The 16,134-nt window shown below is 73.2% G+C and carries 19 protein-coding genes; 9 read left to right on the plus strand and 10 right to left on the minus strand.

The window, feature by feature from the left end; all coding sequences use genetic code 11:
• The first annotated feature begins 44 nt into the window (after window positions 1–44).
• The 4 genes from D7044_RS11985 to D7044_RS11995 are packed head-to-tail and all read left to right on the plus strand — an operon-like array spanning window position 45 to window position 3,539.
• A complete protein-coding gene (locus D7044_RS11985; protein ID WP_120688871.1) occupies window positions 45–1,757 on the plus strand; it encodes a nitrite/sulfite reductase in 1,713 nt (570 codons plus the stop codon).
• On the plus strand, window positions 1,754–1,915 hold the full coding sequence (locus D7044_RS32600; protein ID WP_187398655.1) for a hypothetical protein: 162 nt from the start codon (window positions 1,754–1,756) through the stop codon (window positions 1,913–1,915). Before D7044_RS11985 ends, D7044_RS32600 begins: the two co-directional genes overlap by 4 nt.
• The gene (locus tag D7044_RS11990) at window positions 1,912–2,700 is read left to right on the plus strand and encodes a phosphoadenylyl-sulfate reductase (RefSeq protein ID WP_411710979.1); all 789 of its coding nucleotides are present in this window, start codon (window positions 1,912–1,914) and stop codon (window positions 2,698–2,700) included. Before D7044_RS32600 ends, D7044_RS11990 begins: the two co-directional genes overlap by 4 nt.
• On the plus strand, window positions 2,682–3,539 hold the full coding sequence (locus tag D7044_RS11995; protein ID WP_120688872.1) for a sirohydrochlorin chelatase: 858 nt from the start codon (window positions 2,682–2,684) through the stop codon (window positions 3,537–3,539). The genes D7044_RS11990 and D7044_RS11995 overlap by 19 nt, the downstream gene beginning before the upstream one ends.
• Before the next feature lie 155 nt (window positions 3,540–3,694).
• On the opposite strand, the gene D7044_RS12000 is transcribed toward D7044_RS11995, so the two are convergent.
• Both D7044_RS12000 and D7044_RS12005 read right to left on the minus strand, forming a co-directional pair.
• Window positions 3,695–3,952, minus strand: coding sequence for a WhiB family transcriptional regulator (locus D7044_RS12000; protein ID WP_076472094.1), 258 nt, complete (start codon window positions 3,950–3,952; stop codon window positions 3,695–3,697).
• A 442-nt stretch (window positions 3,953–4,394) separates the two neighbouring features.
• Window positions 4,395–5,345 carry a diacylglycerol/lipid kinase family protein gene (locus D7044_RS12005; RefSeq protein ID WP_120679338.1) on the minus strand — a complete coding sequence of 317 codons (951 nt, stop codon included), beginning with the start codon at window positions 5,343–5,345 and terminating at the stop codon, window positions 4,395–4,397.
• A gap of 43 nt (window positions 5,346–5,388) precedes the next feature.
• Here D7044_RS12005 and D7044_RS12010 point away from each other — a divergent pair, with 43 nt between their 5' ends.
• Window positions 5,389–5,781: a hypothetical protein gene (locus tag D7044_RS12010; RefSeq protein ID WP_120688873.1), complete on the plus strand. Its 393-nt coding sequence runs from the start codon at window positions 5,389–5,391 to the stop codon at window positions 5,779–5,781.
• A 12-nt stretch (window positions 5,782–5,793) separates the two neighbouring features.
• Here D7044_RS12010 and D7044_RS12015 read toward each other — a convergent pair whose 3' ends face one another.
• From D7044_RS12015 to sodN, 3 genes are all read right to left on the minus strand, one after another.
• Complete coding sequence (locus tag D7044_RS12015; RefSeq protein ID WP_120679864.1) at window positions 5,794–6,201, minus strand: ATP-binding protein; 408 nt, start codon at window positions 6,199–6,201, stop codon at window positions 5,794–5,796.
• 32 nt (window positions 6,202–6,233) lie between these two features.
• Window positions 6,234–6,689 (minus strand): GNAT family N-acetyltransferase, encoded by a 456-nt coding sequence (locus D7044_RS12020; protein WP_120688937.1) that lies wholly within the window; start codon window positions 6,687–6,689, stop codon window positions 6,234–6,236.
• Window positions 6,690–6,754: 65 nt separating this feature from the next.
• A complete protein-coding gene (gene sodN / locus D7044_RS12025; RefSeq protein WP_120679342.1) occupies window positions 6,755–7,159 on the minus strand; it encodes a superoxide dismutase, Ni in 405 nt (134 codons plus the stop codon).
• Window positions 7,160–7,184: 25 nt separating this feature from the next.
• Between sodN and D7044_RS12030 the strand changes: the two genes are divergently transcribed.
• From D7044_RS12030 to D7044_RS12040, 3 genes are all read left to right on the plus strand, one after another.
• Window positions 7,185–7,592 carry a S24/S26 family peptidase gene (locus D7044_RS12030; protein ID WP_199716585.1) on the plus strand — a complete coding sequence of 136 codons (408 nt, stop codon included), beginning with the start codon at window positions 7,185–7,187 and terminating at the stop codon, window positions 7,590–7,592.
• A 143-nt stretch (window positions 7,593–7,735) separates the two neighbouring features.
• The gene (locus tag D7044_RS12035; protein ID WP_120688874.1) at window positions 7,736–8,914 is read left to right on the plus strand and encodes an NAD(P)-dependent malic enzyme; all 1,179 of its coding nucleotides are present in this window, start codon (window positions 7,736–7,738) and stop codon (window positions 8,912–8,914) included.
• 99 nt (window positions 8,915–9,013) lie between these two features.
• Entirely contained in the window at window positions 9,014–9,976 is a 963-nt protein-coding gene (locus D7044_RS12040; protein WP_120679346.1) for a zinc-binding dehydrogenase, read from the plus strand.
• 18 nt (window positions 9,977–9,994) lie between these two features.
• On the opposite strand, the gene D7044_RS12045 is transcribed toward D7044_RS12040, so the two are convergent.
• The 3 genes from D7044_RS12045 to D7044_RS12055 form a co-directional block, all read right to left on the minus strand.
• Window positions 9,995–10,960, minus strand: a complete 966-nt coding sequence (locus tag D7044_RS12045; protein WP_120688875.1) for an alpha/beta hydrolase family protein — start codon at window positions 10,958–10,960, stop codon at window positions 9,995–9,997.
• A 141-nt stretch (window positions 10,961–11,101) separates the two neighbouring features.
• Window positions 11,102–11,623, minus strand: a complete 522-nt coding sequence (locus tag D7044_RS12050) for a nucleotidyltransferase domain-containing protein (RefSeq protein ID WP_120688939.1) — start codon at window positions 11,621–11,623, stop codon at window positions 11,102–11,104.
• 37 nt (window positions 11,624–11,660) lie between these two features.
• Complete coding sequence (locus D7044_RS12055) at window positions 11,661–12,548, minus strand: alpha/beta hydrolase family protein (protein WP_120688876.1); 888 nt, start codon at window positions 12,546–12,548, stop codon at window positions 11,661–11,663.
• Between the two features lie 154 nt (window positions 12,549–12,702).
• Here D7044_RS12055 and D7044_RS32605 point away from each other — a divergent pair, with 154 nt between their 5' ends.
• A complete protein-coding gene (locus D7044_RS32605; protein WP_199716586.1) occupies window positions 12,703–12,873 on the plus strand; it encodes a hypothetical protein in 171 nt (56 codons plus the stop codon).
• Between the two features lie 4 nt (window positions 12,874–12,877).
• On the opposite strand, the gene D7044_RS12060 is transcribed toward D7044_RS32605, so the two are convergent.
• Window positions 12,878–13,993: an acetate/propionate family kinase gene (locus D7044_RS12060; RefSeq protein WP_120688877.1), complete on the minus strand. Its 1,116-nt coding sequence runs from the start codon at window positions 13,991–13,993 to the stop codon at window positions 12,878–12,880.
• On the minus strand, window positions 13,990–16,065 hold the full coding sequence (gene pta / locus D7044_RS12065; protein WP_120688878.1) for a phosphate acetyltransferase: 2,076 nt from the start codon (window positions 16,063–16,065) through the stop codon (window positions 13,990–13,992). Before pta ends, D7044_RS12060 begins: the two co-directional genes overlap by 4 nt.
• Window positions 16,066–16,134 lie beyond the last annotated feature (69 nt).

Below are 16,134 nucleotides of genomic sequence, written 5' to 3' on the forward strand. Positions count from 1 at the left end.
TACGCGCTCCCACCGAGGTCCAGCAGACGACTGAGGAGGCCGCGATGGCGGTCAGCAGCATCTCCACCCGGCCCGAGGATCCGCCGACCCGCCCCGCCAGGGCCCCGCGCCGCCCGCGCGGCGAGGGGCAGTGGGCGCTCGGGCATCGCGAGCCGCTCAACCCCAACGAACGGACCAAGAAGGACGACGATCCGCTGAACGTCCGCGCGCGGATCGAGACCATCTACGCGCACCGCGGCTTCGCCTCCATCGACCCCGCCGACCTGCGCGGCCGGCTGCGCTGGTGGGGCCTGTACACCCAGCGCAAGCCCGGCATCGACGGTGGGCGTACGGCGGTGCTGGAGCCGCATGAGCTCGAGGACGAGCACTTCATGCTCCGGGTACGGATCGACGGCGGCCAGCTCTCCCTCGCCCAGTTGCGGACGATCGCCGCGGTCTCCCAGGAGTTCGCCCGAGACACCGCCGACATCACCGACCGGCAGAACATCCAGTTCCACTGGATCCGGATCGAGGACGTGCCGGAGATCTGGCGGCGGCTGGAGTCGGTGGGTCTGCAGACCACGGAGGCGTGCGGCGACTGCCCGCGGATCGTGCTGGGCAGCCCGGTCGCCGGCGTGGCCGAGAACGAGGTGGTCGACGCGACCCCGGCGATCGACGAGATCGTCCGTCGGTACGTGGGCAACCCCGAGTTCTCCAACCTGCCGCGTAAGTTCAAGACGTCGATCTCCTGGCTCGCGGACACCCCGTACGAGGCGAACGACATCGCCCTGCTCGGGGTGGAGCACCCCGAGCACGGCCCCGGCTTCGACCTCTGGGTCGGTGGCGGGCTCTCCACCAACCCGATGCTGGCGCAGCGGCTGGGCGTGTGGGTGCCGCTGGCCGAGGTGCCCGACGTCTGGGCCGGCGTGGTCGGGATCTTCCGCGACTACGGCTATCGCCGGCTGCGCAACCGGGCCCGGCTGAAGTTCCTCGTCGCCGACTGGGGCGTGGAGCGCTTCCGGGAGGTGCTGGAGAAGGAGTACCTGGGCCGCACGCTGCTCGACGGCCCCGCCCCGGAGCTGCCCGGCAAGCCGATCGACCACATCGGCGTGCACCGCCAGCACGACGGGCTCAGCTACGTGGGCGCCGCCCCGATCGTCGGCCGGGTCTCCGGCAGCCAGCTGGCCCGCCTCGCCGACGTGGTGCAGGCGCACGGCAGCGACCGGGTACGGCTCACCCCGTACCAGAAGCTGCTGGTGCTGGACGTGCCGTCGGAGCGGGTGGAGTCCCTGGTCACCGCGTTGCGCGGGATCGGTCTGGAGGCCCGGCCGTCGGCCTGGCGGCGGGGCACGATGGCCTGCACCGGCATCGAGTACTGCAAGCTCGCCATCGTCGAGACGAAGGCCCGGGGCGAGGAGCTGGTGACCCGGCTCGAGCAGCGGCTCCGGGACTTCGACGCGGACATCTCGATCCACCTCAACGGGTGCCCGAACGCGTGTGCCCGTACCCAGGTGGCCGACATCGGGCTCAAGGGGCAGCTGGTCCTCGGCCCGGACGGGCGTCAGGTGGAGGGGTTCCAGGTGCACCTCGGCGGTGGCCTCGGCATGGCGACCGGGCAGACCGCCGGCTTCGGCCGCAAGCTGCGCGGCCTGAAGACCACCGCCGAGGAGCTTCCGGCGTACGTGGAACGGCTGGCGCGCCGCTACCTCGCCGGCCGGCAGGAGGATGAGGCGTTCGCCCAGTGGGTGATCAGAGTCGACGAGGAGGAACTGCGGTGAGCAGCGAGAACCGAGCGGCACCCCTGTACTGCCCGTACTGCGGCGAGGAGGACCTGCGGCCCAACGAGGCGAGCCACGGCGCCTGGGAGTGCCACGCCTGCGCCCGGGTCTTCACCGTCAGGTTCACCGGTCTGCTCGGCCGGGCGGTGGCCCGGTGAGCGCGGAGGTCGCGCCGGCCGCGAGGTCCCTCGTGTCGGCGGTGAACCTGGCTCTGGTGGGGGCCGGCGGGCCCGCGCCGGCCGACGCCGCCCGGCGTGATCCGCAGGAGCTGCGCGCGCTCGCCGAGGAGGCGGGCCGGGAGCTGGAGGGCGCCCCGGCGTTGGAGATCGCCCGCTGGGCCGCGGAGACCTTCGGCGACCGGTTCTGCGTCACCAGCTCGATGGCGGACGCCGTGCTGGCCCACCTGGTGTCCCGGGTCGCGCCCGGGGTGGACGTGGTCTTCCTCGACACCGGACTGCACTTCCCCGAGACGCTGCGGGTACGCGACGAGGTGGCCCGCCGGCTGCCGGTGCGAGTGCGTTCGGTCCGGCCCCGGCTGACGGTGGGGCAGCAGGACGGCCAGTACGGTCCCCGGCTCTTCGACCGGTCCCCGGACGACTGCTGCCAGCTCCGCAAGGTCGAGCCGTTGGAGCGCGCGCTGACCGGCTACGACGCGTGGGCGGCCGGGCTGCGCCGGGACGAGTCGCCGACCCGGGCCAACACGCCGGTGGTCACGTTCGACCCGCGGCGCGGCAAGGTGAAGGTGAATCCGATCGCCGCCTGGACCCAGGCGGAGGTGGACAACTACATCGCCCGGTGGGACGTGCCGGTGAACGAGCTGTTCAAGCAGGGGTACGGCTCGGTCGGCTGCTGGCCGTGCACCCGGCGGACGAGAGCGGGGGAGGACCCGCGCGCGGGCCGGTGGGCGATGTTCGAGAAGACCGAATGCGGTCTGCACACCTGAGTCGGCCGATCCGGTCCGTGCCCGCCCCGGTGGCGGCACGGGCCGCCGATCCGGTCCTGCTGGTGGCGCACGGCAGCCGTGATCCGCGAGCTGCCGCGGCGACCCGGGCGCTGGTCCGGGCGGTGCGCGCGGCCCGCCCCGGCGTCCCGGTCTCGGCGAGCTGGCTGGACCACACGGCCCCGGGGCCGACCGAGGCGTTGCGGGCGCTGGCCGTCGCCGGGCAGCAGCGGGCCGTGCTGGTACCGCTCTTGCTCACCGCCGCGTACCACCGTCGGGTCGACGTTCCGGCGGCGGTGGCCGCGGTTCGGGCCGCCGAGCCGGGCTTCGCGGTGCGGGTGACCGACGTGCTCGGGCCGGTCGGGGCGGAGGTGGATCCGGCGTTGCTGGCGGCGCTGCGGCGTCGGCTGGTCGAGGCGGAGCCGGGTCGGTTCGACGCGCTGGTGCTGGCGGCGGCGGGTACCCGGGACGCGCGGGCCCGTGGTTCGGTGGGTCGGGTGGCGGCGGCGCTCGGCCGGGAACTTGAGGTGCCCGTCCGGGTGTCGTACGCCTCGGCGGCTCCGCCGTCGGTCGGGGCGGCGGTGGCTCGGCTGCGCGCGCAGGGGGCTCGCCGGATCGTGGTGTCGGCGTACTTCCTGGCTCCCGGTCTCTTCCACGACGCGGTGACGGCGGGCGCTCGGGACGCGGGTGCGGCGGCCGTCTCGGCTCCGCTCACCGACGCGCCGGAGCTGGCGGGTCTGGTGCTGCGGCGGGTCGACGCGCTCCGCGCCGGGCCGGACCGGCGCGGGAATCCGGCTCCGGCCGTTCCGCTCGCGGCGGCCGCGCGAATTGACGCTGCGTGACTGCGCTCGCCGTCACTCTCCGACAGATCGGTACGGTCGGAGGATGCCGCTGCGTGACGATCTCCGGTGCGCCGCGCTTTCGGCGGCGAATTTCCGGTTGCGGACAGCGAAACGCCCCGCGGGTTCACCCGCGAGGCGTTTCGCTGTGTCGTGGTTCAGGCGGAGTGGGCGCGCAGCACCCGGAGGCCACCGCGGCGCTTGAGGGCGCGCCGCTCTTCCTCGCTCATTCCGCCCCAGACGCCAGCGTCCTGACCCGACTCGAGCGCCCACTGCAGGCACTGGTCGGTCACGGAGCAGCGCCGGCAGACGGCCTTGGCCTGCTCGACCTGCAGGAGAGCCGGGCCAGACGTCCCGATCGGGAAGAACAGCTCCGGGTCCTCGTCGCGGCAGACAGCATGGTGACGCCAGTCCATGGCGGCAACACTCCTCATTCTGGATGGGTGGCAGTAATGCTTTGGTGCTTTTCCTATATGCGTCCGCATCGCCGGTCGTAACGGTTCGCGTTCGACTATTCGGCTATGCGTGAGCAGGCTGCTGGCCCCGGGGACCTGCTGGAACAACTCCGCTTCGTGAGTATGTCCAGGCGATGTCCCGGTAACTCAAGTTCGCTTGTGAATACTTTCACGAACTCACGCAATGTCAAGGGTGACGCTCGGAAAAACTCCGTGCGGTGAGCAAGCCCACAACCCATTTGTCCGGATTCTTGGGCCCTCTGGTTACCCGGAGTGCCACAGTCGAGGATCAATATAGTACGGATGAGGTGTCAATGCTGACATTTCCGGCACCCTTCCTTCGGCGTGGCGGCCTCTCGCGTTCGGTGCGGCGGCCGCGTCAACCTGCGGTGGTACCCGAGGCCTAGCAGATTACTCTCAGTGCGGCGGGAACGGATGCAAATCTGACTTTCTCCCGCTCGCCGAGATAGTCACCGTCGAGCTGGAACGCCTGCGGGCGGCTGGAGACCAGCGTGAACTCGGCGACGTCGTGCAGGCGCAGCGCCCCGCGTCCCTTGGGGTCGGGCCGAGTGGAGAAGAACTGGGTGACCGTCCGTGTCGTACTCGGCACCCGTAGTTGGCGCAACGCGAGGACGTCGAGGCCGAGGTCGAAAGAGGCCCCGGGATTGGGATTGACCTCCCGGTCGCCCACGTACGTCCACGGCGCGGTGTTCTGGATGATCGCCGTGGAGAGCCCCTCCTCCGCCGGTTCGCCCGGCCGCTCCAGCCGAACGGCCGGATGCCGCCGGTCCGAGGCGAGGAAGTACTGGCTCAGCATTGCGCGCAGGTAGAGACCGGGGCTGGAGACCCGTCCCCGGCGCCGCGCCTGCTCCACCCGGTGGATCACCGCGGCGTCCAGCCCGAAACCGGCGCAGAAGGTGAAGTAGCGGTCGTCGGCCCGGCCCAGACCGATCGTCCGGTAACGACCCAGACGCAGCCCTTCGAGGATCATGCTGGTCCCCTCCGGCCACTCCCGTGGCAGACCCAGCGCCCGCGCGAAGACGTTCGTCGACCCGCCTGGCACGGTGGCCAACGCCGGCAACCGCTCGGCCGACGACGCCGCGCCGGGCATGGTGGGCGGCTGCGCCGCCATCAGGCCGTTGACCACCTCGTTCACCGTGCCGTCGCCACCGAGCGTGACGACGACGTCGACGCCCTCCTCGGCGGACTCCCGCGCCAGCGCGGTCGCGTGCCCCCGTCGACGGGTGTAGCGCACGGTGAGGTCGACCTCGCTGCGCAGCGCCCGGACCAGCACGTCCCGGCTGCGCTCGCTGGTGGTGGTGGCCTTCGGGTTGACCACCAGGACGGCCCGCATGGGCGGCACTGTACCTCTCGGTAGCCCGAGTATCGTGGCGCGCGTGACCACCGACGCAGACCCGATTCCCGTCACGCTCCGCTGGGCCGTACGGCTGCTGCGCGCCGAAGCGGTCGCCGTGGGGCTGATCGCCGTCTGGCTGATCTGGGCCGACCTGACTGCGGAGACCACCGTCGGGCTGACCTCGGCGCTGCTGGTGACGGGGTTCGCGGTCGCCGGCGCCGTGGCGCTCTGGGCGCTCGGTGCGGCGCTGAACCGCCGCCGCGCGGGCGCGCGCGCCCCGTCGATCGTGCTCCAGCTGATGCTCCTGCCGATCGGCTGGTACATGATCCAGGGCGGGCTGGGCTGGCTGGGCGTACCGCTGATGGCGCTCGGGGTCGGCGTGAGCGCGCTGCTGGTCGCCCCCGCGAGCAACCGGGCCCTGGGCTTCTCCTGAGCCGTCGGCCGCTCAGTAGCCGGTGGACCGCCGGGTGAGCAGCGAGATGGTCGCCCGCCCGTCGCCCGCCGTGGCGGCGGCGGACGTGGTGAGCGCGGTCAGCACCTTCCAGGCGAAGGACGACTCCGCGGGGAGCGTGGCGCCGCGCACGGTCGGCACCGTCACCTCGACGGTCAGCGCGTCCTCCGTCACCGAGAAGCGGCACTCCAGCTCGGCGTCCGACGTGGCGATCGCCAGCAGCATGGCGCAGGCCTCGTCGACGGCGATGCGCAGATCCTCGATCTCGTCGAGGGCGAACTGCAGCCGGGCCGCGAGGCCGGCGGTGGCGGTGCGGAGCACGCCAAGGTAGCCGCCGTCAGCGGGCACAGTGAGGTGCACGACATCGTCATCGGTGGCCGCCTGGCCGGTCAGTTGAGTCACCACTCATCCCCCCGGTCGGGGACTCTACCCGCTCAGACGGTCGTACGCGTGGGGGCCGTCACCGCCTGGCGGGCCAGCTCGTGCAGCGCCTCGCCGCTGAGCCGGTACGGAACCCACTCGTTCTCCTGCCCCGCGCCGATCGCGGCGTAGAAGCCGGCCGCCGGGTTCCAGTCGATCATCATCCACTCCAGCCGGCGGTAGCCCCGCTCGACGCAGATCGATGCGAGGGTGGCCAGCAGGAGTCGACCCGCGCCGCTGCCCCGAGCCGTCGGACGGACGTAGATGTCCTCCAGGTGGATGCCGTGCACCCCGGCCCAGGTCGAGAAGTTGAGGAACCAGAGCGCGAACCCGAGCGGCTCGTCCTGCGCGTCCACGGCGACGTGGCCGAAGAGCGCGGGCACCGGGCCGAACAGCGCGGTGGTGAGCTGCTCGTCGGTGAGGTGGCACTCGTCGGGGGCACGTTCGTACGCGGCGAGTTCATGCACCATCGCGACGACGGCCGGTACGTCCTCGGGACGTACCGGCCGGATCGTCGGTGCCGGAGCTCCGGGCGTCACGCCTTCTTGGTCTCCCAGAAGATCTTGGCGATCTCGTCGATCTTCTGCAGCAGCTGCTCGGCGGTGGCCGGGTCGAGGCTGCCCTTGACGCCGCCGGAGCCGGCGAGCTTGGTGGCCTCGTTGAAGAGCTGGTGCAGGTTCGGGTACTTCTCGAAGTGGGGCGCCTTGAAGTAGTCCGTCCAGAGCACCCAGAGGTGGTGCTTGACCAGCTCGGCGCGCTGCTCCTTGATGATGACCGCGCGAGTACGGAACTCCGGGTCGGTGTTCGCCTGGTACTTCTCGCAGATCATTTTCACCGACTCGGCCTCGATGCGGGCCTGGGCCGGGTCGTAGACGCCGCAGGGCAGGTCGCAGTGGGCGCTCGCCGTGACACGGGGCGTAAGGATGCGTGGAAGTCGCATCGGGATCCTCCATGGGAAGTTTGCGATGATCCAAGACGACATTACTCCTGGACCGGCTCCCCGACCCGGTGGAGGTGAAACCGTGCCACCCAGTCACCCGGCGGAGCCGCACCGGCTGCGTCGGCCGCTGACCGCGGTCCTGGTGAGCGGCCCGTCCATGGCGCCCACGCTGCGCCACGGCGACGCGCTGCTGGTGCGCCGGGGTGGCCGACCGGTGCGCCCCGGCGACGTGGTGGTGGCGGTGTTCCGCAGCCGCCCGGACCTCCTGGTGGTCAAGCGTGCGGTCCGGCCGCAGGACGGCGGTTGGTGGCTGCTCGGGGACAACGACCTGGTCACCGACGACTCCCGGGCGTACGGCGTGGCCGACGTGCGGGGCCGGGTGCTGGCCCGCTACTGGCCCCGGCCCGGTCGGGTCCGACCCCGACCGTTATGACCCTGCTCACGTCCGGCGGTCACCGCCGACACTATGCTCGGAAAGTGCCCGGGTGACCCCCTGCACCGCGTGCCACCGCTCGCCGCCCACCTCGCGCCCCGAGCGAGCCGCCCCGTCTGCTCGACAGAGTTCTGGAGTCACCGATGCCTTCGTCCCGCGTGGACCCCGCCGATCCCGTCTTCCAGCTGCACCGGGGCGGCAAGATGGCCGTCGCCTCGACGGTGCCGCTCACCAGCCGGGAGGACCTCTCCCTCGCGTACACCCCGGGAGTCGCCCGGGTCTGCGAGGCGATCGCCGCCGACCCGGCCCTGGCCGCCGACTACACCTGGGCCTCGCACACCGTCGCGGTGGTCACCGACGGCTCGGCGGTGCTCGGGCTCGGCAACATCGGTCCCCGCGCGGCGCTGCCCGTGATGGAGGGCAAGGCGGTGCTGTTCAAGCAGTTCGGTGGCGTCGACGCGGTGCCCGTCTGCCTGGACACCCAGGACGTGGACGAGATCGTGGCGATCGTGCGGGCGCTCGCGCCGTCGTTCGGCGGGATCAACCTGGAGGACATCAGCGCACCGCGCTGCTTCGAGGTGGAACGCCGGCTCGACGAGGCGCTGGACATCCCGGTCTTCCACGACGACCAGCACGGCACCGCCATCGTGGTGCTGGCCGCGCTGCGCAACGCGGCGACGCTGCTCAGCCGCAAGCTCGGCGACCTGCGGGTGACGGTCAGCGGCGCCGGCGCCGCCGGGGTGGCCGTGACGAAGATGCTGATCGCCGGCGGGGTCGACCCCGACCAGGTGGTGGTCTGCGACTCCAAGGGGATCATCGGCCGGCACCGCACCGACCTGACCGGTACGAAGGCAGAGCTGGCCGCGACGACCAACGCCGACGCCCGTACCGGCGACATCACCGAGGCGCTGCGCGGAGCCGACGTGCTGATCGGCGTCTCCGGCGGGCAGATCCCGGAGGCGGCGGTGGCCGGCATGGCGGCGGACGGCATCGTCTTCGCCCTCGCCAACCCCACCCCCGAGGTGCACCCGGAGGTGGCGGCCCGGCACGTCGCCGTGGTCGCCACCGGGCGCAGCGACTACCCGAACCAGATCAACAACGTGCTCGCCTTCCCCGGGGTGTTCCGGGGCGCGCTCGCCGCCCGGGCGACCCGCATCACCGACGGGATGAAGGTGGCCGCCGCCGACGCCATCGCCGGCGTGGTCGCCGAGTCGCTCACCGCCGAGGCGATCGTGCCGTCGCCGCTCGACCCGCGGGTCGCCCCCGCGGTGGCGGAAGCGGTCGCCGAGGCGGCCCGCCGGGACGGTGTCGCCCGCGCCTGACCCCGGCCCGCCCGGCCCGCCCGTGAAGCTGGAGAAGGCCCTTTCCTGTCGCGTTCGGCACAGGAAGGGGCCTTCTTAACGGGCGCTCAGCTTGTTACCGTGCCGACCATGCGTGCCGCCTTCGCCTCCCGCTTCGATGACGCCAACCCGCTCGCCGCGCTCAGCGTGGGGGAGCGGCCGGAGCCGACCCACCCGGCCGACGACTGGGTGACCGTCGAGGTGCGGGCCAGCTCGCTCAACCACCACGACCTCTGGTCGCTGCGCGGTGTCGGTCTCACCGAGGCGCAGCTGCCGATGATCCTCGGCTGCGACGCGGCGGGGGTGGACCCGGAGGGCAACGAGGTGGTCGTCTACCCGGTCGTCCCCACCCCGGGCGACCCGCGCGGGCTCTCCATCCTCTCCGAGCACTTCCCGGGCACCCTCGCCGAGCGGGTGGCCGTACCGCGGGCGAACCTGGTGCCCCTGCCCGCGGGGCTGGCGTCGGCCGACGCGGCCTGCCTGCCGACGGCCTGGCTGACCGCGTGGCGGATGCTGACCACCAAGGGCCGGGTGGACGAGGCCGACTCCGTGCTGGTGCAGGGCGCGGGCGGTGGGGTGGCGACGGCGGCCGTCGCGCTCGCCGTGGCCATGGGCAAGCGGGTGTACGCGACCAGCCGCGACGCCGGCAAGCGGGAGCGGATCACCGAGCTGGGCGCGACCGGCGTCGAGCCGGGTGCCCGGCTGCCGGAGCGGGTGGGCGTGGTGATCGAGACGGTCGGCGCGGCCACCTTCGACCACTCGCTGAAGTCCGCCGCGCCCGGCGCCCGGATCGTGGTCTCCGGCGCCACCGCCGGGCACGAGCCGAAGGTGAACCTGCGCCGGGTCTTCGCCATGCAGCTGGAGATCCTCGGCACCTCGATGGGTACCCCCGGCGAGCTGTACGAGCTGCTGACGTTCTGCGCGGACCGGCAGGTCCGCCCGGTGGTCGACAGCGTGGTGCCGTTCAGCAAGGTCGAGGAGGCCTTCGCCCGCCTGCAGACCGGCGAGGTCTTCGGCAAGGTGGTCGTCGACCACACCGCCTGACCCCGCCGAGGTGCGCGGTCAGAGGTGGTTGTCGAAGGTGGCCAGGCCACCGCGGGTGGCGTCGGACGCGATCCGGCCCTTGGCCGCCGCGTCGCCGTAGAGGGACCAGCGGAGGAACTCGACGGTGGTGTCGGCGACCACGCGCAGCGCGGCGCCGTCGGAGAGCAGCGCCCGCCCGTGGTCACCCTCGCTGAGGCTGAGCATCGCCTTCGGCCAGGGCACCGCGTCGTAGACGGCCTTCCCCGCCGCGTACTCGATCACCTCGTCCAGCTCGCCGTGCACGAAGAGCTGCGGGGCGGTCGCGCCGGCGAACGCCGTGCCCACGCCGAGCGACGTGCCGGCGAAGACCACGCCCGCGTCCAACCGCTCGTCGCGGCCGGCCGTGAAGAGGCCGACGGTGGTCACCCCGCCCGCCGAGTGCCCGGCCGCCGCCACCCGGTCGGCGGCGAGCCGGCCGCGCAGCGGGTCACCCGCCGCGCCGTCGAGCGCGAGCACCCGGGTCAGCGCGTACGACACGTCGGCCGGCTGGTTGAGCACGTCGAGCACGTTCCCGTCGGCGCCCCGGGAGGTGTGCGGAAAGGTCGGCGCGGCCACCACGAAACCCGCCGCCGCCCAGCGGGTGAGCAGCGCCGCGTAGTCGTCCGGCCGGCCGCCCAGCCCGTGACTGAACATCACCACCGGGAAATCCCCGTCCGCCGCCGCGACGGAGCGCTCCGGATCGCCGCCGGCCGTCCCGGCCGCCGGGTACCAGACGGTCACCGGCAGGGAACGGTCGTCGCGCTTCAGCTGCAACTGTCGTACGCCGACCGCGAAGCTCTCCGTGGGCGCGTTGCCCGCGGGCACCCGCGGTGTCGGCGTGGTGCTCGTCGACCGGTCCGCCGGGGCGGCTGGCCGCTCGGCGGTGGGCGCCTTCGCGGAACAGCCCGTCAGGCCGGCCGCGAGGAGGCCGGCGGTGAGCAGGGTGGCCCTCCAGCGACGGGACATGAATCCGATTGTGCCCGGATCCCGAGGCTGCCGGTCCGGTATCCGACGGACCGTGGTCGGCCGCGCACTCGACACCGCTCTGACCGGGGCCTCTCCGACGCGGACCTGCGCCGCCGGTTCGTCCCCATCGGCGCTGGTCGCTCAGGTGATGAGGGACGCGCGCAGCCGGGCCACGTCATCGGCGTCCTTCGGCCGGCGCGGGCGCTCCGGCATCCAGACCGGGAACATCTCCTTGAACTCGATCTGCGCCGCCACCGAGATGATCGGCGCGGTGTGCGACCCGATCTCTCCGCGCGGACCGTCCAGCATCCCGGCGGGCAGCGGGGTGCCCGTCCACGGGCCACCGCCCACGGTGACCCGGCCGGTGTCGTCGCGGGACAGGTAGGCGAAGCTCACCTCGACGTCGCCCCGGAACAGGTCCAGCTGAACCTCGACCGGCATCCGGGGGTCCGGGCGCCAACCCCGGCCGGTCAACGTCGCGGCCAGGCGCTCCGCGTCCGCACGCCAGCAGTACCAGTCGACGTCGACGTGCGGGCGGGTCACCTGACCGAGGTGGAAGTCCATCGCCCAACCTCCGCGCAGCCACACCTCGATGCCGGCCGCCGCGGCCGCCTCGACAACGTCGTCGACGCTCGCCAACTGCCGCTCCGTGAGCCCGTCCACCCGCAGACCGTACAACCGGACCGGACCGCCGATGAGGTCAGAAGGGTCGGCGGGACTCGTAGCGGGTCAGCGGCGGCGAGTTCGCGTCGGCGGGAAGGCGGTCACGGGCGGCCCGGTCGCCGTAGAGGGTCCAGCGCAGAAAATCCGTGATGGTGGCGAAGACCTGCTCGAAGGCCGGCTTCCCCGGGATCAGGTACTCGCCGTGGCCCTGCCCGAGCACGCTGACGAAGCCGGCCGCGCCGGGGGCTCGGTGGTACGCCGCGCGCCCCACCGCCAGCGGCACGATCGGATCGGCGGTGCCGTGTACGAAGAGCAGCGGGGCGGGCTGCCCCGCGAGACCGCCCGCCATCCCGCCACCCGCGACGATCACGCCCGCGCGCAGCCGGGACGAGTGGCCCGCGGAGAACATCCCCGCGGTGGTGTAGCCGCCCGCCGAGTGGCCGGCCGCCGCGAATCGGGCCACGTCGAGGTGCCCGGCGAGCGGATCGCTCCGGCGCGAGTCCAACCGGACCAGGTGCCGGATCAGCCGCCAGCAGTCGGCCGGCTGGTGGCGTACGTCCGCCCTGGTGAACCGGGGCGCGCCGCGCCGCGTGTGCGGGAAGGCGGGCGCGGCCACCACGAAGCCCGCCCCGGCCCAACGGCGGGTCAGCCCCGCGTGCAGCTCGGGCAGGCTGTCCAGGCCGTGGCTGTAGATCACCACCGGGAACCGCCCGGCGGCCACCGCCCCGTCCCGAACCGGGTACCAGACGGTCACCGGCAGGGGACGCGCCGAGCCCGGATCGAGAGTGAACGTACGCACGCCGACGGCGTACGTTCCCTCGGGCGCCCGGCGCGTCGGGTCCGGCTCCCCGCCGACGGCGCCGGCCGGCGCGCAGCCGGCGAGCAGCACCGCCACCAGCGCGGCCAGCAGCCGCCTCGTCCCCATGGTTCCACGGTAGGGGCCCGAGCCGGGCCGCACGCCCCGCCGTCCGGGTCGGGCCGTCGCACCCGGTGGCCGGGTCGCGCTCCACCGCCCGGTCCACGCCCGCGTCGGCGATGCGGCACGACCGGCCTGGACCGGTTTCGCTAGGGTCACTCGCATGCCTGAGACCCAGAGCGACCCGAGCGGCAACACCGAGGCCTTCCGTGCCTTCGTCCACACCCCCGAGCCGGAGGCGCCGGTGGCGACCGCCAGCCGGCTGCCGTTGATCATCGGCGCGGCCGCAGTCGTCGTGGTGCTGGTCGCGGTGGCCGTCTGGCTCGCGGGCTGAGCGGTCAGGCCGTTCCCGCGATCCGGCGGGCGGCGCGGGCGATCTCGCGCTCCTCGTCGGTGGCGACCACGCAGACCGTGACCTCGGCCCCGTCGGGCGAGATGACCCGGTCGCCCTTCCCCGCGTTGAGTGCCGGGTCGACGGTGATGCCGAGGCGCTCCAGGCCGGTCAGGGCCGCCTCCCGCACCGGGGCGGCGTGCTCACCGACGCCGGCGGTGAAGGTGATCGCGTCGACCCGGCCGAGCAGCGCGTAGTACGCCCCCACGTAGCTCGTGATGCGGCGGCAGTAGACGTCGAAGGCGAGGGACGCCGCCGGGTCACCGGCCGCCCTGCGGGCCAGCACCTCCCGCATGTCGTTGGCGCCGGCCAGCCCCTGCAGACCGCTGCGGTGGTTGAGCAGGTCGTCGATCTCGTCGACGGAGAGCCCGCCCTCGCGTCGCAGGTGGAAGATGATCGTCGGGTCCAGGTCGCCGCTGCGCGTCCCCATGACCAGGCCCTCCAGCGGCGACATGCCCATCGAGGTCGCCACGCTCCGGCCACCGGCGATCGCGCAGGCGCTCGCCCCGTTACCCAGGTGCAGGGTGATGGTGTTCAGTTCGTCGTAGCGGCGGCCGAGCAGCTCGGCGGTGCGCCGGGAGACGTACGCGTGCGAGGTGCCGTGGAAGCCGTACCGGCGTACGCCGTAGCGCATCGCCGTGTCCCGGTCGATCGCGTACGTCGCGGCCGCCTCGGGCAGCGTGCGGTGGAACGCGGTGTCGAAGACCGCGACCTGCGGCACGTCCGGCAGCGCCTCCCGGGCCACCTCGATGCCGGCCAGGTTGGGCGGGTTGTGCAGCGGCGCCAGCGGCACCAGGTCACGGATCGCGGCGAGCACCTCCTCGTCGATCCGCACCGGTTCACCGAAGCGCGTGCCGCCGTGCACCACCCGGTGGCCCACGGCGGTCAGCCCGGTCAGGTCCAGGCCGGAGATGACCTGGCGGACGGCGGTCTCGTGGTCGGCGGGCCCGCCGCCCGGTTCACCGATCCGCTCGACCGTGCCGTTGTCCCGCACCTCGTCGCCGTCGTAGAGCCGGTACTTGACCGACGACGACCCGCAGTTGAGCACCAGCACCCGGCTCATTCGGCCTCCTCGGCCGGCACCGCGGCCTGGATCGCGGTGATGGCCACCGTGTTGACGATGTCCGGCACGGTGGCCCCTCGGGAGAGGTCGTTCACGGGGCGGCGCAGACCCTGCATGACCGGCCCGACCGCCACCGCCCCGGCGGAGCGCTGCACCGCCTTGTACGTGTTGTTGCCGGTGTTCAGGTCCGGGAAGATGAAGACCGTCGCCCGCCCGGCGACCGGGCTGCCCGGCAGCTTCGTGGCGGCGACCGCCGGATCGATGGCCGCGTCGTACTGGATGGGGCCCTCCACCAGCAGGTCCGGCCGGCGTTCGCGGACCAGCGCGGTGGCCGCGGCGACCTTCTCCACGTCCGCGCCCGCCCCGGAGCTGCCGGTCGAGTAGGACAGCATCGCCACCCGGGGCTCGATGCCGAACCGGGCCGCGGTCTCCGCCGAGGAGATCGCGATGTCGGCGAGCTGGGTGGCGTCCGGGTCGCGGTTCACCGCGCAGTCACCGTAGACGAGCACCCGGTCGGCGAGCAGCATGAAGAAGACGCTCGAAGCGACCGAGACGTCCGGCACGGTCCGGATCACCTCGAAGGCGGGGCGGATGGTGGCGGCGGTGGTGTGCGTCGCCCCGGAGACCATGCCGTCGGCGCGGCCGGCCCGCACCATGAGGGTGCCGAAGTAGTTGGGTTGGGCCACGATGTCGTACGCCAGCTCGGCCGACACGCCACGGTGGGCGCGCAGCCGCGCGTACTCGGTGGCGAACTCGTCGCGCCACCGGCTCGCGGTCGGGTCGACCAGGTGCGCGTCGCCCACGTCGACACCGAGTTCCCGGGCCCGCCGGGCGATCTCGTCCGGGCGGCCCAGCAGGGTCAGCTCGGCGACGCCCCGGCGCAGCAGGATCTCCGCCGCGCGCAGGATGCGCTCCTCGCTCCCCTCGGGCAGCACCAGGTGGCGGCGCTGGGTGCGGGCCCGGTCGATCAGCTCGTTCTCGAACATCAGCGGCGTGACCCGTTCGGACCGGCTGACCCGGAGCCGGCCGGCCAGGTCGGCGGTGTCCACGTTCGCCTCGAACGCGCCGAGCGCCGCCTCGACCTTGCGCGGGTTGGCGGCGCTCGGCCGCCCCTCGATCCGGCTCGACGCGGCCACCGTGTCGTAGCTGTCGGTGCCCACGGAGAGCACGGCGAGGCCGGTGTTCAACTGTTCGACCAGCCGCATCGCCCGCGGGTCCGGCCGCTCGCCGAGGGTGAGCACCAGCCCGGCCAGGGAGATCTGCCCGGCCACGTGCGCGGCGCTCGCCGCGACGAGCAGGTCGGCGCGGTCACCCGGGGTGATCATCAGGGCCCCGGTGGTCAGGTGGTCGAGGAGGGTCGGCACGTGCGCCGCGCCCACCACGAAGTCGAGCACGTCCCGGCTGAGCGCCGCCTCGTCACCGGCGAGCACGGTGGCGTCGAGCGCCGCCGCCACCTCGGCCACCGTCGGCGCCGAGACGCTCGGCACCTCGGGGATGGCGTACGCGGGAACCGGCAGCTCGGGCAGCGCCATCGGCTCGGGCACCCGGTTGGCGATCACGGCGAGCACGGTGGCGCCCAGGTCCGCGAGGTCGTGGTAGGCGCCGCGGGTGGTCGCCGCGATGGCTGCGGCCTCCTGGCCGAAACCGTCCACGACGGGCACCACGACGCTGCCGAACTCGGTGGCCAGCCGGGCGTTGAACGCCAGTTCGCGGGGGCGGGCGGGATCCCCGGTGTCGTCGAAGTCACTCCCCACCACGACCATCGCGGAGCACTGCCGCTCGATCGCCCGGTACCGCTCGACGATGAGGGAGATCAGCTCCTCGCGGCGGCCGTCGGCGACCAGGGTGGTGGCCTCGGCGTACGTCGCTCCGGCCAGGTCCGCCAACGGCAGGTCGACCCGGTAGCGCTCGCTGAGCAGCGCCAGGATCGGATCCGGGCCGGTGCCGGCGATCAGCGGTCGGAACACGCCGATCCGGCCGACCTGGCGGGAGAGCAGCTCGGCCAGCCCGAGCGCGATGGTCGATTTCCCACCGCCGGACCCCACGCTGGTCAGGTACACACTCCGCGCCACGATCTCACGCTACAAGATCGTGCTGTGCCCCGTCGGGCCGAGCCCGGTGCCGGGCACCGCCGGACGGGT

Origin of the sequence: Micromonospora musae (assembly GCF_003626635.1) — a bacterium.
Classification (GTDB): Bacteria; Actinomycetota; Actinomycetes; order Mycobacteriales; family Micromonosporaceae; genus Micromonospora; species Micromonospora musae.